Here is a 23,960-nt window from a genome sequence, read left to right on the forward strand (position 1 = left end):
GTTCTAAACTAGAACACGTTCACATGCGGAAGGTGAGGGCACGATGACGGTTGAGCAGGGGATTCGCGGGCAGATCGCAGCCGATCTGGCGCGGGCGGAGGCGACGGCGACCGCCATCGACCGCCCCACCGACGCCCACCCCGAACTCGACGTGGTCGACGCGTACGAGATCCAGTTGATCAACATCCGTAAGCGGCTCGACGCCGGCGCGAAGGTCGCGGGACACAAGGTCGGCCTGGCCTCCGAGGCCATGCAGAAGATGATGGGCGTCGACGAACCGGATTACGGTCATCTGCTCGACGACATGCAGTACTTCGAGCACACTCCGATCGATGCCAAGAAACTCTGCTTCCCGCGCGTCGAGGTCGAGGTCGGTTTCATCCTGGGCGAGGACCTGCCGGGCGAGGGCTGCACCAATGAGGACGTGATCGACGCGGTCGCGTGGGTGGTGCCCTCGATCGAGCTGATCGACTCGCGGATCAAGGACTGGAAGATCACCCTGTGCGACACGATCGCCGACAACGCGTCGTCGTGTGGCTGGATTCTCGGACAGCAACGCGTACCGATCTCCGAGATCGACACCGGCGACATCGAGGCGACGCTGACGCGCAACGGCGAGATCGTGGCGAAGGGCAACTCGTCTGCGGTACTGGGTCATCCGCTGAATGCCGTGAGTTGGCTCGCGCGCAAGGTCGAGGGCTTCGGCGTGCGCCTGCGCAAGGGCGACGTGATCCTGCCGGGCACCGCGACGCGGGCCATCGACATCGCATCGGGTGACCATTTCGTGGCCGACTTCGCCGGTCTGGGCAGCGTCACCCTCGACTTCACCTGACACGAAGTGTCCCTCGATTTCACCGAGTCCTGAACAACTTTCACACCGAGCAAGAGGAGGAACCCGTGGCAGCCAAGCTGACCGCAGCGATCATCGGGTCGGGCAACATCGGCACCGACCTGATGTACAAGCTGGAGCGCTCCGAGGTGATCGAGCCGCGCTGGATGGTCGGCATCGATGCCGCCTCCGAGGGCATGAAGCGCGCGGCCGATCATGGCCTCATCACGATGAGTGGTGGTGCCGACGAGCTGCTGGCGTCGGCGGAACGTCCGGATCTGATCTTCGAGGCGACCTCGGCCTATGTGCACCGCGAGTACGCACCGAAGTACGAGGAGGCGGGCATCATCGCCGTCGACCTCACCCCGGCCGCGGTTGGCCCCGCGGTAGTGCCGCCGGCCAATCTCCGCGAGCATCTCGACGCGCCGAACACCAACATGATCACGTGCGGCGGGCAGGCGACCATCCCGATGGTGCATGCCGTGAGTTCGATTGTGCCGGTGCCATATGCCGAGATCGTCGCGTCGGTGGCCTCGGTGTCGGCCGGGCCGGGCACCCGCGCGAACATCGACGAGTTCACCGCGACGACCTCGGCGGGTGTCGAGACGATCGGCGGCGCGCAGCGCGGCAAGGCGATCATCATCCTGAATCCGGCGGATCCGCCGATGATCATGCGCGACACCATCTTCTGTGCCATCCCCGAGGATGCGGACACCGATGCGATCGCCGAGTCGATCCACCGGCGGGAGAAGGAGATCCAGGCCTATGTGCCGGGATACCGGTTGCTGCAGGATCCCCAGTTCGACCCGCCGAGCGTCCTCAACGGCGGACACGCCCGGGTGTCGATCTTCGTCGAGGTCGAGGGTGCGGGGGACTTCCTCCCGCCGTACGCCGGGAATCTGGACATCATGACCGCTGCCGCCACGAAGGTCGGCGAAGAGATCGCAAAAACGAAGTTGGGAGTCCCGGCATGAGCACCAATGTGGTTCTGACACCGCGCGACCCGAAGCTGATGGCGAACGCGCGCAAGTACTCCGACACCCTCGACATCCGCATCACGGACTCGTCGCTCCGGGACGGCAGCCACCACAAACGTCACCAGTTCACCGAAGAGGAGGTGCGTGCCATCGTCGGCGCACTCGACGAGGCCGGGGTGCCGGTCATCGAGGTGACCCACGGTGACGGTCTGGGCGGTTCGTCGTTCAACTACGGTTTCTCCAAAACCCCTGAGCAGCAGCTGATCAAAGCCGCCGCCGAAACAGCGAAGCGAGCGAAGATCGCCTTCCTGATGCTGCCGGGGCTGGGCACCAAGGACGACATCCGCGCGGCGCAGGACAACGGCGGTCAGATCTGCCGCATCGCGACGCACTGCACCGAGGCCGATGTCTCGATCCAGCACTTCGGACTCGCGCGCGATCTCGGCCTGGAGACCGTCGGGTTCCTGATGATGAGCCACAGCCAGCCTCCGGAGGTCATCGCCAAACAGGCCCGCATCATGGCCGATGCGGGGTGTCAGTGTGTGTACGTCGTCGACTCCGCCGGTGCGCTGGTCCTCGAGGACGTGACCGTTCGGGTGCAGGCCCTGGTGGCCGAACTCGGCGACGACGCGCAGGTCGGTTTCCACGGGCACGAGAACCTCGACATCGCGGTCGCCAATTCGGTCAACGCGATCCGCGCGGGCGCACAGCAGATCGACGGCTCGATCCGGCGTTTTGGGGCAGGGGCCGGCAACACGCCCACCGAGGCCTTCGTGGGTGTGTGTGACAAGCTCGGCATCACCACGGGCGTCGATTTCATGAAGATCGCCGACGCCGCACAGGATGTCGTCCGTCCGGCCATGCCGTCGGAGTGCCTGGTCGACCGCTCCGCGATGATGATGGGTTACGCCGGGTGCTACAGCTCGTTCCTCAAGCACGCCGAGGGTCATGCCGAACGATACGGCGTCTCGGCGGCGGAGATCCTCCTCGAGGCGGGTAGCCGCAAACTGGTCGGCGGCCAGGAGGACCAGCTCATCGACATCGCGCTCGAGCTCAAGAAGAAGCAGGACGCGAACGCGGGGGTCTGAGCAGAAATCCGGCTGGGGTCGTCGCCGGTTGCCGCTCAGCTCCGGCCGATGTGCGCGAGGAAGTCGCGCGCGGCGCCGGCGGTCGGTTGTGGGCCCGAGAGCCACACGGCGCGGAGCGGCCGGGCGAGATCGAGGTCGGTTATCGGGACGTGGGTGAGCCGGTGGCCGAGGTCGTCGGCGACCGAGAGGTCACTGAGTACCGCCGGGCCGGCGCCGGCGATCACCGCTGCCCGCACCGACGCCGTCGTGGACAGTTCCAGGACGGGTGGCGCGGCCTCTCGTCCGGGGCCGAGGGTCCTGGTCAGGGCGCGCTCGAGAAACTCTCGGGTGCCCGAGCCCTCCTCACGCGTCACCAATGGAGTGCGGGCGAGATCGGCGGCCGTGACCGGCCGCCGCAGCCGCGTCCACGGATGACCCGGCGGTACGACGAGGATCAGCTCGTCGCGCGCGACGGTCCGGCTGCGCAGACCGGTCTGGATGCGGGACCCTTCCACGAAACCCAGTTCGACGTCCCCCGCACGGACCAGGTCGTACACGTGATCGGAGTTGGTCGCGGTGAACGACACCTTGGGAGCGGGCTGATGCTGAGCGGCGAACGAGACGAGCCAGCGGGGGAGGAGGTGCTCGGCGACGGTCAGGCTGGCGGCCAGACGTAGCTGGTCACGTCGTTCGAGGCGTAGTGCGGCCAGCCCGGCGTCGAATTCGCCGGCCAACGTCAGCAGGCGGTCGGCCCATTCGGCGACGAGTCGCCCGGACTGGGTGGGCACCGATCCGCGCGGTGTGCGTGTCAGCAGGGCGACGCCGAGCTGCGTCTCCATGGCGCGGATGCGCGCTGACACCGCCTGCTGGGTGACGCCGAGTTGGGTCGCGGCGGCGTTGAGGCTGCCCGTCCCGACCACTGCCTGCAGGGTCTCCAGCGACGCGAGGTCGGGCATCCGCGGACTCAGCACCATCGCTCGAGGGTACAAGCATCGGTGGTACCCCGGGTACAAACGGCGGTTGTATCCTGCCAAGGATTCGGGTCCTACCGGCGTCGTGGGTTTCGCGGGAACGTGATGAACATGACCACGACCACTGCCTCCGCCGGACTCGCAGCACCGGACCTCGGGACCGCGACAGCCCGCGGGGTGGGGCGGCGTCGCGCCTCCTACGTGCCGCCCAACTGGTTCGCCGCGGTGATGGGCACGGGGATCATCGCGATCGCCGCGCACAGCCTGCCCTGGCAGCCCACGGGTCTGGCGGAGGTGGCAACCGTTTTCTGGCTGTTGGCCTGCGCGGTGTTCGGCCTCGTGCTGGTCGCCACGGTCCGGCACTGGGTCCGCGACCCGGAGGTCGCCCGCGGTCATCACGCCCACCGCGTCGTCGCCCACTTCTACGGGGCGGTGCCGATGGCGATCATGACGGTCGGGACCAGCACGATGGTCGTCGGAGCGACGGTGATCGGCCGGGATCTGGCGTTGGGGATCGACCTCGTGTGCTGGGTCGTCGGCACGATCGGCGGGGTCGTCACCGCCGTGGTCATCCCGTACCAGCATCTCATCGTCGGGCGCCCGACGGTTGGTGAGGCGTTCGGCGGCTGGTTGATGCCGGTCGTCCCCCCGATGGTCTCGGCGTCGGCGGCCGCGGTGCTCACCCCGCAGTTGTCCGCTGGTTGGGCGTCGCATGTGGTGATGGGGATCGGTTGCGCGATGTTCGTGCTGGCCGCACTCGCCTCGCTCCCCATTCTGTGGGTGCTGGCGTCGCGGCTGCGCACCGGCGACGTCGGCGCCGCGCACATGGTCCCCACCTGGTGGATCGTCCTCGGACCTCTCGGCCAATCGGTCACCGCGGCGTGCCTGCTGGCCCACGTCGCACCCCATGTCGTCGACGCGCCCATGGCTGAGACCTTGCATTCGTTCGCGGTCGGTTATGGCCTCGCCGTCTGGGTGGCAGCGACCCTCTGGATCGGTGTGGCTGCTCGGCTCACCGCGCGGACCCTGAGGTCGGGGATGCCGTTCGCAATGACCTGGTGGGCGTTCACCTTCCCCCTCGGCACCTACGTCACGGGTTCGAGTGCGCTGGCCCTCACCGTCGGCGGGACGGCCTTCGAGGTCGTGGCCGTCGCCGGGTTCGCAGTCCTCGTGGTGGCATGGAGCGTGGTGGCGGTTCGCACGGTCCGCGGGGTGGTGTCGGGAGAACTTCGCCGCGCTCCTCTGGTCCCCGTGAAGTAGAGGTCCGCTGAATTCAGCGTCTTGGTGCACCCGCACGGGACGTCTTAGCTGCTGTGACTGGTGGGGTTTCTGTTCACCACAGTCCACCACGGTCCACCGCTGGGGCACGAGCAACAATGATTGCTTTGCAACAGGATTCGATGACGATGAGGGCTGTGGAGAAATCTCGTCGTCGAACGTGATTGCGAGTAGCTTGGTGTCATGCCCTCGATCACCGAGCTCCGTGACACCCTCATCTCCCTGCCGTCACCACCCGACGACGGTAGTGGCCGCGCCCTGCACGAGCGGCTCGACGAGTTGCGTGTGCTACGCAACGTGCTGGATCACCAGATCGCCGTGCATGTAGCGCTTTTCGACGCATCTGGCGCGTCAGTGCGTGCGGGGTCGACCACACGGAACGCACTGATCGAGATGGGCATTCCGCCCGCGGCCGCGCACCGCTATGTGCGCATCGCCGGCGGAGTGGAGTCGGTGCCGAAGGTCGGAGACTGTGCCGCCGAGGGCTATCTGTCTGCCGAATGTGTCGACGCGGTGATCCGCGGGTTAGCGCTCATCGACAAACGTTCTGCCACAGCGCTGTCCGACGACGAGCGCTGCGGATATGAGAGCGAATTGCTTGCGCAGGCATTCTCCGGCGCCACCCCGACCGAGATCGACGGCCACGCCCGCGGGATCACCCAGCGGGTCGCCGACACCGACCCCAGCATCGTGGAGGCGGCCGATGACGCGTCGCTGAACACCGTGCACACCCACATCACCGAGGAGGGTCGGGTCGCGATCACCGCAGATGTGACCGCGGTGATCGGGGAGAAGTTCGTGTCCATGATCGACGAACGGTCCTGTCCGCGTCCCGAACCCGACGGCGCCGCCGACCGTCGAGGCGCGGCCGAGCGCCGAGCAGATGCACTGGAACTGTTGTTGGATCAAGCTGCAATCGGCGCGGCGATGACCACCGCCGGCGCACCCCGCACCCAACTCCTGGTCACCATCCCTGCCGACGGCGCTGACCCGGCACGCCTGCCGTGGGTCGGGGCGGTGTCGGGGTCGACGGCGCGCCGGTTGTCGTGTGATGGCGGGGTGGCCGAGATCGTCCTCGACGACGAAGGGGTGCCGTTGCGGATGGGCACCACGAAGCGGTTGTTTCCGCATCACCTGCGGCAGGCGATCATCGTCCGCGATCGGTGTTGTGTGAAATGCGGTGCGCCAGAAGCGCATACGCAAGTTCACCACTTGGTCCACTGGGCCGACGGCGGCCCCACCGATCTGGACAACGGGTGCCTGCTTTGTCAACGCTGTCACACCCAGGTCCATCACCACGGCTGGCAGGTGGTGATGGGTCCTGACCGGCATCCGTGGCTGATCCCACCGGCCGACATCGACCCGAAACGCCTACCCCGACCCGCCTACAACCGGCGCACCATGCGACTCGACGACGCCCTCGTCTAGGCGCCCCGCCCACAGACCCTCGGGCGTCGACCTCGGCGCCACACGGCCTTTGACAACTCCATAGTGTGAAAGACCCGCCCGCCGGGATCTCGTAGCGAGAATCGGTTTGTCCGGTGGCGCGCCTTCGCGCTACGAAATTCCGGTGGGCGCGGGTTGCGAAGTGTGCGCGGGCCCCGTCTGCACCGGTGCCTCATGCATCCGGTCCACGTCCTCCAGGCTGAGTCCGGTGGTCTCGACTCGGAAGGTCCACGTGACGAACGCGCCCAGCATCGACGTTCCGGCCAGGAGGAGCACGATGATCGCCGTTCCCCCGGCGTCGAGGAGGATGGGGAACAGGAAGGCGGTGAGAACTGCGCCGACCTTGGCGACCGAGGCGGCGACGCCCGCGCCGGTCCCGCGCAGCGAGGTGGGGAAGACCTCGCCGGCGAGGAGGTAGGTCATGGAGTTCGGACCCACGTTGGTCATGAGGTTGAACAGCATGAAGCCGACGAAGACGAGGATGATCTGCAGGGTGCCGTCGAGCAGGGTGGATGCGGCGGCTATCACCAATCCGACCGCACAGCCGAGGAAACCGAAGACCTGCAACCGGATTCGGCCGAACCTGTTGACCAGGTAGATCGCCAGCACGATGCCGATGAGCAGGAAGGCATCGATGAGGACCGCGCCTTCGGTGCCGTGCAGGTCGTCGGCGACGACGCCGCTGACGGTCGAGTCGTTCGCAGCGGCGGTCCCGATCGTCGCGGCGATGATCGTCGGGGTGAAGATGCCGATCCCGTAGGTCCCGAGGTCCTGGAGGAACCACGGGATCGAGGCCAGGATCGTCGATCGTCGCCAGGGTCGGCGGAAGAGTGCCGTGACATCGGTGGTCGAGGTGGCGCCGGACCCGGATCCGTCGTGGCGCGTGAGGGTGACGGTGGTCGGGTACTGCGGTCGGCGAGCCAGTAGGCGTTTCAGTTCGTACTCCGCCTCGTCGACCCGGCCCGTCCCGAGGAGCCAGTGCGGGCTCTGCACAACGAAGAGCCGGCCGACGATCACCAGTACGGACGGTACGACCGCCACACCGAACATCCAGCGCCAGTCCGACAACTCGTCGCGATTGCCGAGGATGATCACTCCGACCAGGGTTCCGGCGAGTGCGCCGACGGCTTGGAAACCGAACGCTGCCAGCACTCCTCGACCCCGGATGCTGGTCGGCATGGTCTCGGAGATCATGGTGTGGGCGGTCGGGTAATCGCAACCCAACGCCAGTCCCATGCCGATGAGGCAGACCACCAGCATCGGAAAGCCGGTGCTGACCGTGACGCCGACCAGGAAGGCGGTGAACAGGATCATCTCGGCCAAGAACATCTGGCGGCGACCCCACCGGTCGGACAGTCCGCCGAGGGCCGACGCGCCGACCATGATGCCGAGCAGCGGCGCGGCTGTCACGACGCCGGACTGGGCTGAGCTGAGCCCGAATTCGTCGATGATCAACGGCAGGGCCACGCCCACCATGAAGACGATCATGCCCTCGAGGAACTTGCCTGCGGAGGCCAAAAGCCAGATCCGCTTCTGCATGGCGGTCATCGCGCCTGCGGTGGCGGGTGTGCCGTCTCGCCAGGTGGGGACCTCGTCGAGGTAGCTCTGCACGGAGGCGGGAGGGACGGCCGAATCGTGTGCCGACATGCGAATCCTGTTCTACGCCGACGAGTTCCACGCGATATGACGGTGAATCGTGTCTGTGGAAGTCGGACGCTACAGGGTGCCGTCGGCCATCGCGTTGCGGCGGGATGAACGTTTGACGCCGCCGATGACCTGCGCGGTAGGACTCGGTGCGCACCGAGCCCTACCGCGGCTGCGCGTCACATGCCGGCGGGCGGATGTCCCAGACAGATCAGGGCGCCCATCGGATCCTTGATCGCGGCCAGCGTCCCGTATGGGGTGTCCTCGCCGGCCATGAGGATCTCCGCGCCCAGCGACTTGGCCTGCTTCACCGTGGCCGCGACATCGTCGACGGTGATGTAGACCTGCCAGAACGACGGCACCCCGGCCGGGAAGAGCTTGACCGAGTCCATGATCCCCGCGTGTGACGTCTCGCCGTAGAAGATCTGGCCGTAGCTGTCGGGCCCGACGGCGTCCGGGTCGCCACCGGTGCCGATCTCCTCGATGCGCGCGCCGAGCACGGTCCGGTAGAACTCGACGGACTTGGGGTAGTCCATGCTCTGACACTCGAACCAGTAGGGCGTGCCGTGCTCGCCGAACTCGGTGTACCCCTTGTGATTCTTCGGTTGCCAGAACCCGATCGCCGCCCCCGCGGTGTCGAAGGCCATCAACATCGTGCCCTCCTCGCCGATGGCCATCGGCGGCACCATGATCGAGCCCCCGGCCGACTCGACGGCCTTCACCGTGGCGTCGGCATCCTCGGTGTGGAGGTACACCGTCCAGATGTCGGGCGGCCCGGCGCCTTCCATCACCGGGCTCAGCCCGGCCACCCGCTTGCCGTTCTTGTGAAAGTTCCGATAACCGCCCATCTCCTCGTCGGGGGCCTCGGCCTCCCAGCCGAAGATCGCGCCGTAGAACTCCTCGGCCCTTGCGGTGTCACTGCTCATCAGGTCGAACCAGATCGGTGCCCCGGAGGGGGCTGCATACTCGGCCATTGCTGGGTCCTCTTTCTTGCTCCGCGTGAACTGGTGGACGACTGCCCGTCGGAACTTCTGACTGGCAGGGTCGCGCAAACTCATCGGTCGCGGACGGCGTTGCGGATAGTCCGACTCATATCCACCGACGTCGGCTCATGGCACCCTGATCGGATGACCAAGCATGCAGGGACGGTCGAACGACTCCGCGGCCTCGCGTGGCCGACGATGCTGGGGGGTGGTCTGCTGCTGGTGCTCCTGGCACAGGTGCAGTGGGGCAGTACCGATGAGGGCGTGAAGCCGTCGATCACCGGGCTGGGACGCGTCACAATCCTGGGCGCCAGCGACGACGATGTCGCGTTCTTCTTCGAGGACAACACCGGCCGCCCGGGCCTGAGCGTGGTGGTGCTCGGTGCCGTGATCGCGGTGGTCGCCGCCCTCGGCTGGTGGCGCCCACGTCTGCGCCCGTCCGCCATCGGCCTCATCGGGCTGGCGTCGGTCATCGTGCTCGTCGTCGGCATCCGCACGCTGAGCGACCCCGCCGCGCATCTGTTCTCCGACCGCGTGTCCGAGGCGCTCGACGCCGACCTCCCCGACATGCAGGCGGGTTACGGACTGATCGGGACCGTCGTGGTCGCGATCCTGCTCCTGGTCGTCGTCGGATTCTGGGTGCTGAGCACCGTGTGGCCGCGTGCGGGTGCCGCCGACCGAGTCGAGATCAACCGAACCGACGAATCGTCTTGATGTAGCCCATGTCCTTCAACTTCGTGAAGCCGATCCGGGACGCCGTTGGGGCCGTAGGCGTTGAACACCCGACCGGCGCCCGCGTAGATGCCGACGTGCCCGGCGTCGCGACCGAAGATGATGATGTCGCCCGGTGCCAGGGCGCGAAACGGTATCGCGTGTCCGACCTTCGCCTGCTGCTGGCTGGTCCGGGGGAGCTGGACGCCGGTCGTGTAGAACGCCCACCGCACCAGCCCGGAGCAGTCCCACGAATGCGGGCCGACGCCGGCCCACTTGTACGGCTTGCCGATCTGGGTGATCGCCGCCCCGAGCGCGTTGAGGCCGACGGTGGTCGGGATCGGCAGATAGATCGGGACCGACCCGGAGGAATCCGACGATCCCGCGGCCGCGGCGTGACCGGTGTCGAGGAGTGGGGAGCCGGCAAGGGGAACGCCGACCGACAACGCGGCAGTGAGTGCGATGGTGCAGGTCACGCGCCTGGCGCGCGTCATCGAAACGGACATGACGACAGCTTGGCCGAGGCGGGACGGCGTGTCGTCGATCGTTCCCCAGGAGTGACGAACGTGTGACCGGTGTGATGCCTGAGCCTTGTGTTATCTAATGGTGCTGCAGTTCCGGTTAACCGATCACCAGTAGCCGTCGGGATCGGTGGCGGGCGACTCGGCCGGGATGATGCCCTCGGTGACCCCGTGGTCGATGCTCGCCGACAGCCGGGCGCACGTCGGCATCATCGCTCCGGGCAGCAGCGGGCCGTTCCCGTCGTCGCCGCCGGCGCGCATCTGCTCGAGGCCGAGGCAGCGGTCCCGGGCGTCGGCGTTCCACTGCACGCTGGTGTGGAACGAACTGGTCTTCTTCACCAGCACGCACGCATGGCATGCCCGGCACTCGATCTCGCGCATCCCACCCTGCAGGTAGTGCTCGCGGTCGCGGCGGGTGGCCTCGTGAACCCGGGCGAGCCGGTCCGGATCGTTCTGGAAGTCGGGCGCCTTCGCCCAACGGTCGGAACCCCCGGGAGCCCCTGCCATCCGAACCCCTGCCGCCCGGGTCACGTCAGACCTCGGCCTTCTCCGTGGATTCCGACGCCGTGGATTCCGCAGCCTTCTCGGCCTCCTGGCGGCGCAGGTTCTCCTGGATCTCCTCGTTCCAGCTCTCGAGGGCCTTGGAGGTGTCGATCTCGTACTCGAACCGGCCGGTCATCTCGTCGGTGACGTCGGCCTTGTCGACGTAGAACTGGTCGTACCAGCGGCGGAGCTGGTAGACCGGGCCGTCCTCCTCGACGAGGAGCGGGTTGTCGATCCGGGTCTTGTTCTTCCAGATCTCGACGTCCTGCAGGAAGCCCACCTCGACGCCGGCGCTGATCTTGGTGGCCATCTTCGACGCCTGTTCGGCGGTCAGGCCGTCGGGGACCTTGGCCATCACGCCGTACATCAGGACGAAGGAGTTCTCGTCGATCGGGTAGTGGCAGTTGGTGAGGATGGTCTCGACCGCGTAGCCGCCGTAGTACTGGATCATCGGGTTCAACATGTACGACGGGCCGTAATACGCTGCGATCGATTCGAGGCGGCTGTCGCCGTAATTGGTGCCGAGGGTGACGTCGGGCCGGCCGTGCGAATTCATGTACTGCGCGGCGATCTCACCCTCGAAGACGTTCTTGAAGTAATCCGGAAGAGCGAAATGCACGTAGTAGAAGTGCGCCATGTCGACGACGTTGTCGATGATCTCGCGACAGTTGGAGCCCTCGATGACGATGCGGTTCCAGGTCCAGGGCGTCCACTCGTCGGACCCGAATTCCTCGAGTTCGGGGATGATGCACTCATCCGGGGGCGGATTGCCTTCGGGATCGTTGTAGACGAAGATCTGGCCGTTACGGACCATCGACGGCCACGAGCGCGTCTTGGCGAGCTTCGGGTTGCGCTTGGCGTAGGGCACGCCGGCGCACCGTCCGTTGCCCTTCCACAGCCAGCCGTGGAACGGGCACGCGACGTTGTCGCCCGAGAGCTTGCCCTGGGAGAGGTCACCGCCCATGTGCCGGCAGAACGCGTCGAGCACGTTCACCTCGCCCTTGGTGTCGACCCAGACCACCAGCTTGGTGCCGAAGATCGTGACGGAGTGGGGCTTGCCGTCGTCGAACTCCTCGTGCAGGCCGAGGCAGTGCCAACCGCGCGCGAAGCGGGTGGGCGGCGCACCCGTGTCGATCTCCCGGATACCCACATCGGCCCCGTCGGAGGCGGCGGCTGCGCTCGGCGCGCCGGGGCTGCTCGGGGTCATCGTCTCGGGTCCTGAAGACATGTGCCCTCTCCTGTCTGTGGCTGATGTCGCGTCGAAGAACTGTGCCCAATACTAGAACACGTTTCAGATTTGTCAGCCCGATCGTCGTCCCGAACGCCGATCGGGCCTGTACATGGGCATAAAGTCCCAGTCCTCGACAGAAATGAGAACGTGTTCTAATCTCGAACTCGTTGGGTACAGCGGCCGGCTCGTCCGGCCGAGGAGAGACGAGTAGGAGCAGGCGAGATGCCAGCACAACGGAGCGAAGCCGCCGAGCAGGTCCTGGAGAAGATCAACGTCCTGCTCCCGGAACTCGAGCAGCGTGCGCAGTCGACCGAGGATCTGCGTCGAATCCCCGACGAGACCGTCTCGAGCCTCGAGACCGCCGGCTTCTTCCGGCTGTTGCAGCCCGAGCAGTGGGGTGGCTACCAGGTCGACCCGGTCACCTTCTACGAAGCGGTCCGCCGGATCGCGTCGGCCTGCGGGTCCACCGGCTGGGTGTCGGGCATCATCGGCGTCCACAACTGGCACCTCGCCCTCTTCGACCAGCAGGCGCAGGAAGACGTGTGGGGTTCGGACACCAATGTCCGGATCTCGTCGTCGTACGCGCCGATGGGCATGGGTGAGGTCGTCGACGGCGGCTACAAGGTCAACGGTTCGTGGGCGTGGTCGTCGGGTTGCGAGACTGCTGACTGGGTCTTTGTCGGGGGTCCGGTCATCAAAAACGGCAAGCCCGTCGACTTCGTCAGCTTCCTGATCCCGCGTGAGGACTACACGATCAAGGACGTGTGGAACGTCGTCGGTCTGCGCGGCACCGGGTCCAACACCATCGAGGTCAAGGACGTGTTCGTGCCCCGGCACCGCATGCTCAGCATGCGCACGATGTCGATGGGGCAGAGCCCGGGCCTGGAGCGCAACACCGCGCCGGTCTACAAGATGCCATGGGGCACCATTCATCCCAGCACCATCGCGACGCCGATCGTCGGCATGGCCTACGGCGCCTACCGCGCCCACGTCGATCACCAGGGCAAGCGGGTCCGGGCCGCCTACGCGGGCGAGAAGGCCAAGGAGGATCCGTTCGCCAAGGTCCGGATCGCCGAGGCCGCCAGCGACATCGACGCCGCGTGGCGCCAGCTGTCGGGCAACCTGCAGGCCGAGTACGACCTCATCCTCGCCGGCGAGGAGGTCCCGATGGAACTGCGGCTGTCCGCTCGACGCGACCAGGTGCGTGCGACCGGACGTGCGATCGCCGCGATCGACCGGCTCTTCGAGAACTCGGGCGCCCACGCACTGGAGAACGGGACCCCGATCCAACGCTTCTGGCGCGACGCCCACGCCGGCCGGGTGCACGCCGCGAACGACCCCGAGCGCGCCTACGTCGCATTCGGCAACGGCGAGTTCGGAATTCCCATCGGCGACACGATGGTGTGACCCTTCGTGACGCTCGCAAGCTCGCTCCTCAGGGAGCAGGGAAGTGGCTCGCAAGCTCGCTCCTCAGGGAGCAGGGAAGTGGCTCGCAAGCTCGCTCCTCAGGGAGCAGGGAAGTGGCTCGCAAGCTCGCTCCTCGGGGAGCAGGGAAGTGGCTCGCAAGCTCGCTCCTCGGGGAGCAGGGAAGTGGCTCGCAAGCCCGGAGCTTGCGAAGGGCACGCCCCTCCGCTCCCTGAGGAGCCCGGAGCTTGCGAAGGGCGTCACGAAGGGCCCGGCCAGCACCGTCGGCAAGAGCACAAAGAGGAGTAGCAGATGAGTGACAGTCCGATTCGCTCGTTGGGGTACATGAGGATCGAGGCCACCGACATCGAGGCGTGGCGCACCTACGGCCTCAAGGTCCTCGGCATGATCGAGGGCTCTGGTCTCACCGACGGTGCCCTGTATCTCCGGATGGACGATTTCCCGGCCCGTCTGGTCATCGTGCCGTCCGAGCACGACCGGCTCGCCTGCGCGGGCTGGGAGGTCGCGAATGCCGCTGAGTTGCAGGATGTCCGGGATCGGCTGTCGCGTGCGGGTGTGGTCTTCCGCGAGGGCAAGGACGAGGAGGTCGCCGACCGTCGGGTCGCCGAGATGATCGTCTTCGACGACCCGGCGGACAACACCCTGGAGGTCTTTCACGGCGCCGCGCTGGAGCACCGGCGCGTCGTCAGCCCGTACGGGCATCGCTTCGTCACCGAGGAGCAGGGTCTGGGCCACGTGGTGCTCACCTGCTCCGACGACAAGGCGGCGCTCGAATTCTACCGGGACGTACTCGGATTCAAGCTCCGGGACTCGATGCGCCTCCCGCCGCAGGTGGTCGGCCGCGAAGAGGGCGACGAGGTGCCGTGGTTGCGCTTCCTCGGCTGCAACCCCCGACATCATTCGCTGGCGTTCCTGCCGATCCCGAACAGCACCGGCATCGTCCACCTGATGGTCGAGGTCGAGAACGCCGACGACGTCGGCCTGTGCCTCGACCGCGCGCTGCGCAAGAAGGTGCCGATGTCGGCGACGCTCGGCCGACACGTCAACGACCTCATGCTGTCCTTCTACATGAAGACGCCGGGCGGCTTCGACATCGAATTCGGTTGTGAGGGGCGCACGGTGAAGGACGACGAGTGGATCGCCCGGGAGAGCACGGCAGTGAGTCTGTGGGGGCATGACTTCAGCGTCGGGTTCAAGGGCTGAGATGCCCTTGTCCGAGATGCCCTCCGGCGCCGCGACCCAGCAGTCCACGCGTTCGCCCTACGGGTCCGCCGATTTCGACTCCCGTCAGTTCCGAACGGCGATGGGCCAGTTCTGTACCGGGGTCACCGTCATCACGACCCTCGACGACGCGGGTAAGCCGGTCGGGTTTGCCTGCCAGTCGTTCGCCGCGTTGTCGCTCGATCCGCCGCTGGTCCTCTTCTGTCCGATGAAGACCTCCCGGAGCTGGAAGGTCATCGAGAAGACGGGCAAGTTCTGTGTGAACGTCCTGTCGAACCGCCAGCAGGACGTCAGCGCCGCCTTCGGCGCCCCCGGCGACGACAAGTTCGCGAACGTCATCTGGGACCCGTCACCGGCCGGTCTCCCCGTCATCCGGCACAGCCTGACCTGGGTCGAATGCGACGTCGAGACGGTCACCGACGGCGGTGACCATCACATCGTCATCGGCCGCGCACTGACTCTCGGAGAAGTGCTGCAGGACAAGCCGTTGCTGTTCTACCGTGGCGGCTACCTGTCGACCGAACACCCGCGGGTCACGCCCGCACAGGCAGAGTTGGAAAACTTTCTCACATGGACGGGCGGGGACACCTGGCTATGACCGTCGACGACGCGACGAGTACCGAGACAGCGACGACCGAGACATCGTCAACCGAAACAACGAGTGGCGCACCGCTGGTCACGCAGCCCCTCCTCGACGCGATCGCGGAGGCCGAGACGCTGGTCGCATCGGCCGATTTCGCCGAGACCGACCAAGATCTCGCCGAAGGCTACGACTACCTCGCGGGGAGTATCGCCGCCATCGTCCAGCTGGTGCGCGCCCGGTCCATCTCCCACCCGAACTTCGTGACGTCCACCGGGCCGTCGACGAAGATGGGCCTGGACAATCCGGACACGCTCTACTATCACGCAGACGTCGAGCCCACCGGGACCTACCGGGTACGCGGGCGGCGCGGTACGACAACCGATCTCAGCTTCCAGGTCCTGCGCGGCGACTACACGGCCTCGTCGGTACCGGGCGGCGAGGATGCGTTCGACGACCGGCGGCTGACGATCGCCGACGACGGGTCGTTCGAGCTGACCTTCGGCCCACCCATCCCGGATGCGCCGGACGACTACTTCCCGCTCGGGGAGGGCGCGTCGATGCTCGCGGTGCGCGAGGTCTACTCCGACTGGTCCGAACGCAAGGGGTCGATCACCATCGAACGGGTCGACACCGTCGGGACCGCGCCGCCGGAGCCGGACCTGGCCCGGGTGTCCCGCCGGTACGCGACGGCCGGCAAGATGCTGACGGCTCGCATCAACACGTGGTTCAACTTCCCGAAGTGGTTCTACCTCGACGAGCCGGTCAACACGTTCACCGAACCGCGGCAGACCCCGGGCGGCCTCAGTACGCAGTTCTCCTCCGTCGGACACTTCCGGTTGGGGCCCGACGAGGCGATGGTGATCACCATTCCGCGGTCCGACGCCCCGTACCAGGGATTCCAGCTCGGCAGTATGTGGTACATCTCGCTGGACTACGTCAACCACCAGACCAGCCTGAACTCCGCTCAGGCGCAGGTGGATCCGGACGGCATGATCCGCATGGTGGTGTCCCACCGCGACCCGGGCGTCGCGAACTGGATCGAGACGACCGGCCGGTCGACGGGCATCCTGCAGTTCCGCTGGCAGCGCAGTGATTCGCCGATCGGCCCGGACCTGGGCCCGACCGCACAGGTCGTCGCGTTCGACGCGGTCGCCGACCATCTGCCGCACCTCGAGCACAACAGGATCGACGCCGACGGCTGGGCGGAGCGGATCGCGGCACGTCAGCGCGGGTTCGCCGAGAGGATGCTGGGATGAGCGCACAGGGGGGGCTGCTCGCCGACAAGGTCGTCGTGGTCTCGGGTGTCGGTCCGGGACTCGGGCGGTCGATCTGTCTGCGCGCCGCTGCGGAGGGGGCGCGGGTCGTCCTCGCCGCCCGCACGGAATCGCGTCTGAAAGAGGTCGCCGCCGAGATCGACGCCGCCGGCGGGACGAGTCTCGTCGTGCCGGCCGACATCACCGATGACGCCGCCGTCGACAGCCTGGTCGCCACCACCGTCGCCGAGTTCGGCCGGGCCGATGTACTGGTCAACAACGCCTTCGCCCTCCCGTCGATGAAACCGTTGTCCCGCACCGACTTCGATCAGATCGCGAGCAGCATCGACGTCACCGTGCTGGGCACGTTGCGGGTCATCCGCGCGTTCACCGACGCGCTGGCCGAGGCCGGCGGCTCGATCGTGAACATCAACTCGATGGTCATCCGTCATTCCGAACCCCGTTACGGCAGTTACAAGATCGCGAAGTCGGCGCTGCTGGCGATGTCGCAGTCGCTGGCCTCCGAACTCGGCGACAAGGGGATTCGCATCAACTCGGTCGCACCGGGTTACATCTGGGACGACCAGCTGAAGTGGTACTTCGGCGAGGTCGCCAAGAAATACGGGATCTCGCCCGACGACGTCTACGAGCAGACGGCGTCGAAGTCCGACCTCAAGCGATTGCCGGAGCCGGACGAGATCGCCGACGCCGTCGTGTTCCTCGCCTCGCCGATGGCGCGCGCCATCACCGGGCACACCCTGGACGTGAATTGCGGTGAATACCATGACTAGTGCGGCACGCACCGACGTCGGCACGATAGAGGACCTGCATTCCTCGGCCACTCGCGCCACCGGCCTCGACGACTTCGGGGACACCGACTACCTGGAGCCCCTGGGCATCCTGCTCGAGTCGTACCGGTCCGAGGCGGGACTGACCGAGATGGGCAGCAAGATGTTCCGCTTCTTCCTCAAGGGCGCGTTGGTCGCCCGGTTGCTCAGCGAGGCGTCGTGGAAGGCGAACCCGGGGTACGCCGACGTCGAGGTGACGCGGCCGATCTTCGTGACCGGCCTGCCGCGCACGGGAACGACTGCGCTGCACCGACTCCTGGCCGCCGATCCGGCGCACCAGGGCGTCGAGATGTGGCTCGCCGAGTTCCCGCAGCCCCGGCCGCCGCGCGACACCTGGTCCGACAACCCCGTCTACCAGCAGATCCAGGCCGGGTTCGAGCAACATCACGTCGAGAATCCCGAGTTCATGGGGTTGCACTACATGGACGCCGGCGAGGTCGAGGAGTGCTGGCAGCTGCTCCGCCAGAGCGTCATGTCGATCTCGTACGAATCCCTCGCGCACATCCCGACCTACTCGAGGTGGCTCGCCCAACAGGACTGGACGCCGGCGTATCTCCGACACCGCAAGAACCTGCAGCTGATCGGGCTCAACGATCCCGGCAAGCGGTGGGTGCTCAAGAACCCCAGCCATCTGTTCGCGCTCGACGCGCTCATGGCGGCGTACCCGGATGCCCTGGTGATCCAGACGCACCGGCCGCCCAGCACTCTCATCGCGTCGATGTGCAGCTTGGCCGAACACGCCACCCCGGGATGGTCGACGACGTTCACCGGCGAGCAGGTGGGCCAGGACCAGCTCGAGCTGTGGTCGCGCGGACTCCGTGAGTTCTCCACCGCACGGAAGCGGTACGACCCGGCCCAGTTCCTCGACATCGACTTCACCGATCTGCGCAACGACCCGATGGGCACCGTCGAGCGGGTGTACGCGGCGCTGGACACCCCGATGTCGGAGGACGCGCGCGCGGCGGTGACCGCGCTCGACGAGGAGAGCCGGTCGGGTGCGCGCAAACCGCAGCACCGATACCAGCTCGCCGATTACGGACTCGACGAGGCAACGGTCGAGGCGGCCTTCGCCGTCTGACCCACCGGCCGCCCGTCGGTCGTTCTACAGTGCATCGCATGGCAGAACCGGAGAACCGACAGTCGGCAGAGGGACTGAGCCGGCTCATCGCATTCGCCGACGCGGTGGTCGCGATCGCGCTGACCCTGCTGGTGCTCCCGCTCGTCGACATCGCCAACGACCTGCGCGAGGATTCGTCGGTCGCGGACGTGGTGTCCGACAACTCGATCGAACTGGTCAGCTTCATCATCAGTTTCGGCGTCATCTGGATCCTGTGGCGCCAGCACCAGCAGACGATGGAGTACTTCCGCGCCTACGACCGCACGCTGATCAACCTCCACTTCATCTGGTTACTCACGATCGTGGCGCTGCCCTTCGCGACGGCCCTCATCGACGGCGCCCACATCGAGCAGGCCAACATCCTCTACATCGGTGTGCTGGCCGTCTCGGTGGGCTCGCTCATCGCGATCGCCGAATGGGGTCGTCGGCACCGAGAACTGCTCGCCGACGACGACGCGACCGACCGATGGGTTGCCTCATCGAGCGGAGTCGCCACGTTCATCATCCTCGCGGTCGCACTGGGCGTCGCGATCGTGTTCCCGCGCAGCGGAAATCTGCCGCTGTTCCTACTGCTGCTGACCGACCCGGTCGAGCGGCTGCTCGCCCGGTGGCGGCCGCGGCGACACTGAGGTCGGTCAGCGCAGTGCGCGGGCCGCTTCGGTAACCGCGGTGTGCGGGGCACCGAACATCTGCGACGTGGCCTGTGCGCGTTTGAAATAGAGCTGGATGTCGTGCTCCCAGGTGATGCCGATGCCGCCGTGCAGCTGGATGGCCTCGCCCGCGACACGACGATTGGCATCGGAGCAGTACACGTGGGCGGCCAGCGCCAGGTCGGCGGTGTCCGGGTCGTCGGCGGCGAGGGCGGCCACGGCGGCGCGGGAGATCGACCGCGCCGTCTCGACCAGCACGTACATGTCGGCCATCCGATGCTTGAGGGCCTGGAACGAGCCGATGGTGCGCCCGAACTGCTTGCGGGACTTGGTGTACTCGACCGTGAGGTCGAGCGCTCGCTGCGCGCCCCCGACCTGCTCGGCGGACAGCAGGGCCCACGCGAGCGCGCGGAGCCGGGACGCGAGATCGTCCGGCGCCGGGATCGCCGCGGACGCGACCTCGTCGAAGCGCACCGAGGACAGCGCCCGGGTCGGGTCGAGGACGGGCATCGGCGACACCGAGACGCCGTCCGCATCGGCGGCCACCTCGTGCAGGGTCAGGTGCGTCCCGGGTCCGGCTGCGAGCACGAGGAGCACGTCGGCCGATTCGCCGTCGACGACGAAGTGGGCTGTCCCGGTGAGGAGTCCGGCATCGGCGCGCACACCGGGTGCCTGCCAGCCGCGTTCACCGGCCCAGCACACCGCCGCGGTCCGCTCGCCTGCGGCCAGGGCGGGCAGAAGTCGCGACGACGCGTCGTCGTCACCCGCGAGCAGGATCGTGCCGGTGGCGAGTGCGGAGCCGAGCGCGGGGACGGGACTCAGTGCGGCGCCCAGTTCTTCGAGCACCGCGGCCGACTCCATCCATGACGCCCCGGCACCGCCGAATCGCTCGGGGACAGCCAGCGCGGCGACGCCGATCTCGGTGCACAGCGTCTGCCACAGGTTCGAGTCGATGCGCCCCGTGGCGGACATGGCCGTGCGGACCGTCGTCGAATCGCCCCGGCGACGCAGGAGATCCCGCACCGCCTCGACGAGTGCCTCCCGTTCCTCGGCGCCGATGGCCGAGCTTTCGATGCCGGTACTGACGGTCACAGCGTCTCCAGGATGCGTTGGCGGTGTACGGCAGGGGAGCCCCAGGCGTTGAGCAGCGCCCGGGTCTTGGTGATGTACAGCGAGATGTCGTGCTCGGCGGTGTACCCGATCGCCCCCATCACCTGCAGCGAGCGGCGGGCCGACAGGTCGGCGGCCTCGGCGGCCGAGACCTTCGCCGCCGAGATGTCGCGCGAGACGTCGGTGCCCTCCGGCACTTGGCCGTCGACGCCGAGGGCGGCCGCGTGAACGAGGGGGCGGGCCATCTCGATGGCGATCGCCACGTCGGCCAGATGATGTTTGACGGCCTGGAACGACCCGATCGGTCGGCCGAACTGCTTGCGCGACTGCGCGTAGTCCGAGGCGATGGACAGCATCGCCTGACCCAGGCCGAGCAGCTGAGCAGCCGTGGCCAGTGCGCCCGCGTCCGCGGCGTCGGACGCATCGACCCCGGTGGCCAGGACGTCGCCGGCGGTGACCCGCGACAACGTCCGGGTGCTGTCGACCGAGGGCTCGGTGCTCTGCACGGTGGCCCGCGAGAGCACTCCGTCCTCGACGAGGTAGACATCGGCGGAGGCGGTGTCGGCGGCCAACGGTTGGAGCGGTCCGATCGCGCAGGTCGCCAGCCGCCCCTCGGCGAGGTCGCTGAGCGGGCCCGACACGTCGGCGTCGTGCAGCAGGATCGGCAACACGGCGACGCTCTCGACGATCGGGCCCGGGGCACAGTGGCGTCCGAGTTGCTCGACGGCGACGACCATCTCGACGGCCCCGGCGCTGCTGCCGCCGTGTGACTCGTCGATCAGGAGTCCGCTGATGCCCGCGTCGGCCAGCTGTGAGTAGACCTTGGCGACGGCCGCGCGGTCACCGGCCGCCCAGGCGCGCGTGGCGGTCGGCATGTCGGCCTTGCCCAGCATGGCGTCCACCGTCGAGGCGAGGTCGGTGTGGATGTCGGAGAGTCGGAAGTCCATGATGATCACCGATCTCCACGGGGAAGGCCGAGCAGGCGCTCGGCGATGACATTGCGCTGGATCTCGTTGGTACCCGCGTAGATCGGCCCGGACAACGAGAAGAGGTAGCCGTCGGTCCACCGGTCGTCGAGCTCGGCGGCCGGGCCCTGCAGGTCGAGGGCGGTCTCGTGAGCGGCGATGTCCCACTGCGACCAGAACACCTTGTTGATCGACGACTCCATGCCGAGCGAACCACCGGCCGCGAGACGACTTACCGTCTGATACGTGGACAGCTCGTAGGCTCGTGACCCGATCCACGCATCCGCCACGCGCGCATCGGTGTTCGCCGTCGACGGGACGTCGTCCCGGTTCGACCGCCACAGTTCGACGAGGCGGTCGGTGGTGGCCAGGAACCGGCCGGGTGCGCGCAGCGACAGCCCGCGTTCGTTGGCGGCGGTGCTCATCGCGACCCGCCACCCGTTGTCCACCTCGCCGATGACACCTGACTCGCCCGGATTCGACGGATCGTCGGGGACGAAGACGTTCTCCAAGAACAGCTCTGCGAACCCGGCCTCGCCGTCGAGCTGTGCGATCGGCCGGACGGTCACGCCCTCGCTGCGCAGGTCGAACATGAAGTAGGTGAGACCTTTGTGGCGCTGCGCCTGTTTGTCCGTGCGGAACAGGCCGAAGGCGCGGTCGGCGAAGCTCGACCGCGAACTCCAGGTCTTCTGACCGTTGAGCAGCCAGCCGCCGTCGGTACGGACGGCGGTCGACCGCAGCGAGGCGAGGTCGCTCCCGGCCTCGGGTTCGCTCCACGCCTGACCCCAGATGTCGTCGGCGTTGGCCATCCGCGGCAGGATGCGTTCCAGCTGAGCAGGACTCGCGTGCTCGAACAGGGTGGGTGCGAGCAGGAAGATGCCGTTCTGGCTCACGCGTCCGGGAGCACCCGAACGGTAATACTCCTCCTCGAAGATGACCCAGTGCAGCAGCGGGGCATCGCGGCCGCCGTATTCCTCCGGCCAGCTGACGACCGACATCCGGTCGGCGGCCATCGTCCGCTCCCACTCGCGGTGCGCCTCGAATCCCTCGGCGGTGTCCATGGACGGAAGCGGTTCGCGCGGAACGTGTTCGGCCAGCCAGGCGCGGACCTCGGCGCGGAAGGCGTCGGCGGCGTCGTCGAAGAGCAGGTCCATGTCAGCTCCCCGATCCCACGACGGTGCCGGTCGACGCCGACGCCTTCATCGACTTCGCGTCCATCCCGCCGAGGGAGTCGCCGCCCGCCTCGGAGTTGGCCGCGTGCGCGAAGTGGTGCCAGCCGAACACTGAGTCCATCGAGTTGCGCAGTCCCATCTGGTCTTCGCAGATGTTGACGGCCTTCTTGCTCAGGAAGAGCCCCTGCATCGGCATGGCGACGGCCTTTTCGGCGATCTCGTTCACCTTGGTCTCGAGGGCGTCCCGGGGGACGACGTGGTTGACCATGCCCCAGTCGGCCGCCTGCGTCGCGGTGAAACGTTCACCGGTGAAGAGGATCTCCTTCGCCCGGCGCGGGCCGAGCACGAAGGCGTGGGCGAAGTACTCGACGCCGGGGATGCCCATGCGGGCGACCGGGTCCGAGAAGAACGCGTCGTCGGAGGCGACGATGAAGTCGCAGATCCAGGCGAGCATGAGACCGCCGGCGATGCACGCGCCATGGACCTGGGCGATGAGGGGTTTGGGGATGTCGCGCCAGCGGCGGCACATCCCCATGTACACCTCCATCTCGCGGGCGAGACGCTGGTCGGCACCGGTCTTGTCGGTGTGGTCCCAGTGCAGGACGGCCGCGTTCTCGTAGTAGGTGTCGAAGTCGCGTTCGGGGGTGCCGATGTCGTGTCCGGCCGAGAAGTGCTTGCCGTTCGCCCGCAGCACGATCACCTTCACCGAAGCGTCGTCGACGGCCTTGCGGAACGCGGCGTCGAGCGAATAGGTCATCACCGAGTTCTGCGCGTTGCGGTACTCCGGGCGGTTCAGCGTCACATAGGCCACCGCGCCGTCGGGGCCGCCGGTCTCGTAGGCGACCGGTGAGGTGTCCGGGCCCAGATCGTCGGGTCCGAGCGGAGGTGGGATGACGGCGTCACTCATGCCCCCGAGACTAACCTAGCAAGTGCTTGGTTGGTAGTCGGTGTCGGTGATCGCCGGGGTCAGAAGTGCGGTGTGGAGCGATAGGTGAGCTCCCGGATCCGGCCGTTTAGGAGGCGGCTGTCGTCGGCATCATCTCGGCGAACTCGCGAAACATGTTGGCGACGATCACCATTCGATGTTTCCTCTGCTGTTTAGCCCTAAAGAACACCATAATCCCTGCTCCCTGAGGTGTGAGGAGCGCAAGCGACGAGCCACGAAGGGCGGGCGAGCATCGAACATGGCCCTTCGTGGCAGTGAGAATGGGTGTGGGTGGTTGACCGGGTTTGGGTCTGACTTACTTCGTGGCTGACGGTGCTGTCATGGGCGAGATGTGTCGGCCCGGAACTCCGGTCGATCACCTGCACCAAGTGACCTGTGAGGACCGGGGCGGGTGTGACCTGATTAGGACCCTGTCTGGCTGGTAGGCCGTGACTCTTCACTGTCCTGTCCACCCGCCCCGGTGAGGTCA

At 67.2% G+C, this 23,960-nt stretch carries 22 protein-coding genes and 1 pseudogene; 13 read left to right on the plus strand and 10 right to left on the minus strand.

What is annotated here, in order from left to right; translation table 11 throughout:
- Positions 1-43 precede the first annotated feature (43 nt).
- The 3 genes from JW364_RS08060 (at position 44) to dmpG (ending at position 2,894) form a co-directional block, all read left to right on the plus strand.
- A complete protein-coding gene (locus tag JW364_RS08060; protein WP_068970496.1) occupies positions 44-832 on the plus strand; it encodes a 2-keto-4-pentenoate hydratase in 789 nt (262 codons plus the stop codon).
- A gap of 65 nt (positions 833-897) precedes the next feature.
- Positions 898-1,803, plus strand: a complete 906-nt coding sequence (locus JW364_RS08065; protein ID WP_068970497.1) for an acetaldehyde dehydrogenase (acetylating) — start codon at positions 898-900, stop codon at positions 1,801-1,803.
- Positions 1,800-2,894 (plus strand): 4-hydroxy-2-oxovalerate aldolase, encoded by a 1,095-nt coding sequence (dmpG, locus tag JW364_RS08070; protein ID WP_068970498.1) that lies wholly within the window; start codon positions 1,800-1,802, stop codon positions 2,892-2,894. The genes JW364_RS08065 and dmpG overlap by 4 nt, the downstream gene beginning before the upstream one ends.
- A 35-nt stretch (positions 2,895-2,929) precedes the next feature.
- On the opposite strand, the gene JW364_RS08075 is transcribed toward dmpG, so the two are convergent.
- The gene (locus JW364_RS08075; RefSeq protein ID WP_083229332.1) at positions 2,930-3,847 is read right to left on the minus strand and encodes a LysR family transcriptional regulator; all 918 of its coding nucleotides are present in this window, start codon (positions 3,845-3,847) and stop codon (positions 2,930-2,932) included.
- Positions 3,848-3,949: 102 nt separating this feature from the next.
- On the opposite strand from JW364_RS08075, the gene JW364_RS08080 reads away from it, so the two are divergent.
- Positions 3,950-5,104 carry a TDT family transporter gene (locus JW364_RS08080; RefSeq protein ID WP_083229333.1) on the plus strand — a complete coding sequence of 385 codons (1,155 nt, stop codon included), beginning with the start codon at positions 3,950-3,952 and terminating at the stop codon, positions 5,102-5,104.
- A gap of 201 nt (positions 5,105-5,305) precedes the next feature.
- Entirely contained in the window at positions 5,306-6,550 is a 1,245-nt protein-coding gene (locus JW364_RS08085; RefSeq protein WP_068971139.1) for an HNH endonuclease signature motif containing protein, read from the plus strand.
- 129 nt (positions 6,551-6,679) lie between these two features.
- Here JW364_RS08085 and JW364_RS08090 read toward each other — a convergent pair whose 3' ends face one another.
- The gene (locus JW364_RS08090) at positions 6,680-8,215 is read right to left on the minus strand and encodes an MFS transporter (protein ID WP_205333423.1); all 1,536 of its coding nucleotides are present in this window, start codon (positions 8,213-8,215) and stop codon (positions 6,680-6,682) included.
- A 176-nt stretch (positions 8,216-8,391) separates the two neighbouring features.
- A complete protein-coding gene (locus tag JW364_RS08095) occupies positions 8,392-9,186 on the minus strand; it encodes a VOC family protein (protein ID WP_068971141.1) in 795 nt (264 codons plus the stop codon).
- 153 nt (positions 9,187-9,339) lie between these two features.
- Here JW364_RS08095 and JW364_RS08100 point away from each other — a divergent pair, with 153 nt between their 5' ends.
- Positions 9,340-9,909, plus strand: a complete 570-nt coding sequence (locus JW364_RS08100; protein ID WP_068971142.1) for a hypothetical protein — start codon at positions 9,340-9,342, stop codon at positions 9,907-9,909.
- Here JW364_RS08100 and JW364_RS08105 read toward each other — a convergent pair.
- The 3 genes and pseudogenes from JW364_RS08105 to JW364_RS08115 all read right to left on the minus strand — a co-directional run bounded on the left by JW364_RS08105 (position 9,884) and on the right by JW364_RS08115 (position 12,198).
- Positions 9,884-10,412, minus strand: a pseudogene (locus JW364_RS08105) (C40 family peptidase). The gene JW364_RS08100 and the pseudogene JW364_RS08105 sit on opposite strands and share 26 nt — an antisense overlap.
- Positions 10,413-10,535: 123 nt before the next feature.
- Positions 10,536-10,934, minus strand: coding sequence for a hypothetical protein (locus JW364_RS08110; RefSeq protein ID WP_065629138.1), 399 nt, complete (start codon positions 10,932-10,934; stop codon positions 10,536-10,538).
- A 25-nt stretch (positions 10,935-10,959) separates the two neighbouring features.
- Positions 10,960-12,198: a Rieske 2Fe-2S domain-containing protein gene (locus JW364_RS08115; protein ID WP_058251169.1), complete on the minus strand. Its 1,239-nt coding sequence runs from the start codon at positions 12,196-12,198 to the stop codon at positions 10,960-10,962.
- A gap of 225 nt (positions 12,199-12,423) precedes the next feature.
- Between JW364_RS08115 and hsaA the strand changes: the two genes are divergently transcribed.
- The 7 genes from hsaA (at position 12,424) to JW364_RS08150 (ending at position 19,277) form a co-directional block, all read left to right on the plus strand.
- Positions 12,424-13,608, plus strand: coding sequence for a 3-hydroxy-9,10-secoandrosta-1,3,5(10)-triene-9,17-dione monooxygenase oxygenase subunit (hsaA, locus tag JW364_RS08120; RefSeq protein ID WP_205333424.1), 1,185 nt, complete (start codon positions 12,424-12,426; stop codon positions 13,606-13,608).
- 309 nt (positions 13,609-13,917) lie between these two features.
- Positions 13,918-14,829 carry an iron-dependent extradiol dioxygenase HsaC gene (hsaC, locus tag JW364_RS08125; RefSeq protein WP_058251167.1) on the plus strand — a complete coding sequence of 304 codons (912 nt, stop codon included), beginning with the start codon at positions 13,918-13,920 and terminating at the stop codon, positions 14,827-14,829.
- Between the two features lie 16 nt (positions 14,830-14,845).
- Complete coding sequence (hsaB, locus tag JW364_RS08130) at positions 14,846-15,445, plus strand: 3-hydroxy-9,10-secoandrosta-1,3,5(10)-triene-9,17-dione monooxygenase reductase subunit (RefSeq protein ID WP_058251400.1); 600 nt, start codon at positions 14,846-14,848, stop codon at positions 15,443-15,445.
- Complete coding sequence (locus JW364_RS08135; protein ID WP_240198816.1) at positions 15,442-16,686, plus strand: hypothetical protein; 1,245 nt, start codon at positions 15,442-15,444, stop codon at positions 16,684-16,686. Before hsaB ends, JW364_RS08135 begins: the two co-directional genes overlap by 4 nt.
- The gene (locus JW364_RS08140) at positions 16,683-17,474 is read left to right on the plus strand and encodes an SDR family oxidoreductase (protein WP_159370119.1); all 792 of its coding nucleotides are present in this window, start codon (positions 16,683-16,685) and stop codon (positions 17,472-17,474) included. Before JW364_RS08135 ends, JW364_RS08140 begins: the two co-directional genes overlap by 4 nt.
- Positions 17,467-18,609, plus strand: a complete 1,143-nt coding sequence (locus tag JW364_RS08145; RefSeq protein WP_159370120.1) for a sulfotransferase — start codon at positions 17,467-17,469, stop codon at positions 18,607-18,609. The genes JW364_RS08140 and JW364_RS08145 overlap by 8 nt, the downstream gene beginning before the upstream one ends.
- A 38-nt stretch (positions 18,610-18,647) precedes the next feature.
- A complete protein-coding gene (locus JW364_RS08150) occupies positions 18,648-19,277 on the plus strand; it encodes a TMEM175 family protein (protein ID WP_165630563.1) in 630 nt (209 codons plus the stop codon).
- A gap of 6 nt (positions 19,278-19,283) precedes the next feature.
- Here the strand turns inward: JW364_RS08150 and JW364_RS08155 are convergent, their stop codons facing one another.
- Genes JW364_RS08155 through JW364_RS08170 form a run of 4 tightly spaced genes read right to left on the minus strand, consistent with a single transcriptional unit; the run spans position 19,284 to position 23,452 of the window.
- Positions 19,284-20,390: an acyl-CoA dehydrogenase family protein gene (locus JW364_RS08155; RefSeq protein ID WP_205333425.1), complete on the minus strand. Its 1,107-nt coding sequence runs from the start codon at positions 20,388-20,390 to the stop codon at positions 19,284-19,286.
- Positions 20,387-21,355 carry an acyl-CoA dehydrogenase family protein gene (locus JW364_RS08160; protein WP_159371820.1) on the minus strand — a complete coding sequence of 323 codons (969 nt, stop codon included), beginning with the start codon at positions 21,353-21,355 and terminating at the stop codon, positions 20,387-20,389. Before JW364_RS08160 ends, JW364_RS08155 begins: the two co-directional genes overlap by 4 nt.
- Positions 21,356-21,360: 5 nt before the next feature.
- Positions 21,361-22,527, minus strand: coding sequence for an acyl-CoA dehydrogenase family protein (locus JW364_RS08165; protein WP_159370122.1), 1,167 nt, complete (start codon positions 22,525-22,527; stop codon positions 21,361-21,363).
- A 1-nt stretch (position 22,528) separates the two neighbouring features.
- Positions 22,529-23,452 carry an enoyl-CoA hydratase gene (locus tag JW364_RS08170; protein ID WP_159370123.1) on the minus strand — a complete coding sequence of 308 codons (924 nt, stop codon included), beginning with the start codon at positions 23,450-23,452 and terminating at the stop codon, positions 22,529-22,531.
- Between the last annotated feature and the right edge of the window lie 508 nt (positions 23,453-23,960).

The organism is Gordonia sp. BP-119 (assembly GCF_016924115.1).
GTDB classification, from domain to species: Bacteria; Actinomycetota; Actinomycetes; order Mycobacteriales; family Mycobacteriaceae; genus Gordonia; species Gordonia hongkongensis.

What these genes read in the sequence shown, in the direction of transcription:
- JW364_RS08060 (WP_068970496.1), top strand. Translation starts at nt 44, where the DNA reads ATGACGGTTGAGCAGGGGATTCGCGGGCAGATCGCAGCCGATCTGGCG.
- dmpG (WP_068970498.1), top strand. Translation starts at nt 1,800, where the DNA reads ATGAGCACCAATGTGGTTCTGACACCGCGCGACCCGAAGCTGATGGCG.
- JW364_RS08075 (WP_083229332.1), bottom strand. Translation starts at nt 3,847, where the DNA reads ATGGTGCTGAGTCCGCGGATGCCCGACCTCGCGTCGCTGGAGACCCTG.
- JW364_RS08080 (WP_083229333.1), top strand. Translation starts at nt 3,950, where the DNA reads ATGAACATGACCACGACCACTGCCTCCGCCGGACTCGCAGCACCGGAC.
- JW364_RS08085 (WP_068971139.1), top strand. Translation starts at nt 5,306, where the DNA reads ATGCCCTCGATCACCGAGCTCCGTGACACCCTCATCTCCCTGCCGTCA.
- JW364_RS08090 (WP_205333423.1), bottom strand. Translation starts at nt 8,215, where the DNA reads ATGTCGGCACACGATTCGGCCGTCCCTCCCGCCTCCGTGCAGAGCTAC.
- JW364_RS08095 (WP_068971141.1), bottom strand. Translation starts at nt 9,186, where the DNA reads ATGGCCGAGTATGCAGCCCCCTCCGGGGCACCGATCTGGTTCGACCTG.
- JW364_RS08100 (WP_068971142.1), top strand. Translation starts at nt 9,340, where the DNA reads ATGACCAAGCATGCAGGGACGGTCGAACGACTCCGCGGCCTCGCGTGG.
- JW364_RS08110 (WP_065629138.1), bottom strand. Translation starts at nt 10,934, where the DNA reads ATGGCAGGGGCTCCCGGGGGTTCCGACCGTTGGGCGAAGGCGCCCGAC.
- JW364_RS08115 (WP_058251169.1), bottom strand. Translation starts at nt 12,198, where the DNA reads ATGTCTTCAGGACCCGAGACGATGACCCCGAGCAGCCCCGGCGCGCCG.
- hsaA (WP_205333424.1), top strand. Translation starts at nt 12,424, where the DNA reads ATGCCAGCACAACGGAGCGAAGCCGCCGAGCAGGTCCTGGAGAAGATC.
- hsaC (WP_058251167.1), top strand. Translation starts at nt 13,918, where the DNA reads ATGAGTGACAGTCCGATTCGCTCGTTGGGGTACATGAGGATCGAGGCC.
- hsaB (WP_058251400.1), top strand. Translation starts at nt 14,846, where the DNA reads ATGCCCTCCGGCGCCGCGACCCAGCAGTCCACGCGTTCGCCCTACGGG.
- JW364_RS08135 (WP_240198816.1), top strand. Translation starts at nt 15,442, where the DNA reads ATGACCGTCGACGACGCGACGAGTACCGAGACAGCGACGACCGAGACA.
- JW364_RS08140 (WP_159370119.1), top strand. Translation starts at nt 16,683, where the DNA reads ATGAGCGCACAGGGGGGGCTGCTCGCCGACAAGGTCGTCGTGGTCTCG.
- JW364_RS08145 (WP_159370120.1), top strand. Translation starts at nt 17,467, where the DNA reads ATGACTAGTGCGGCACGCACCGACGTCGGCACGATAGAGGACCTGCAT.
- JW364_RS08150 (WP_165630563.1), top strand. Translation starts at nt 18,648, where the DNA reads ATGGCAGAACCGGAGAACCGACAGTCGGCAGAGGGACTGAGCCGGCTC.
- JW364_RS08160 (WP_159371820.1), bottom strand. Translation starts at nt 21,355, where the DNA reads ATGGACTTCCGACTCTCCGACATCCACACCGACCTCGCCTCGACGGTG.
- JW364_RS08165 (WP_159370122.1), bottom strand. Translation starts at nt 22,527, where the DNA reads ATGGACCTGCTCTTCGACGACGCCGCCGACGCCTTCCGCGCCGAGGTC.
- JW364_RS08170 (WP_159370123.1), bottom strand. Translation starts at nt 23,452, where the DNA reads ATGAGTGACGCCGTCATCCCACCTCCGCTCGGACCCGACGATCTGGGC.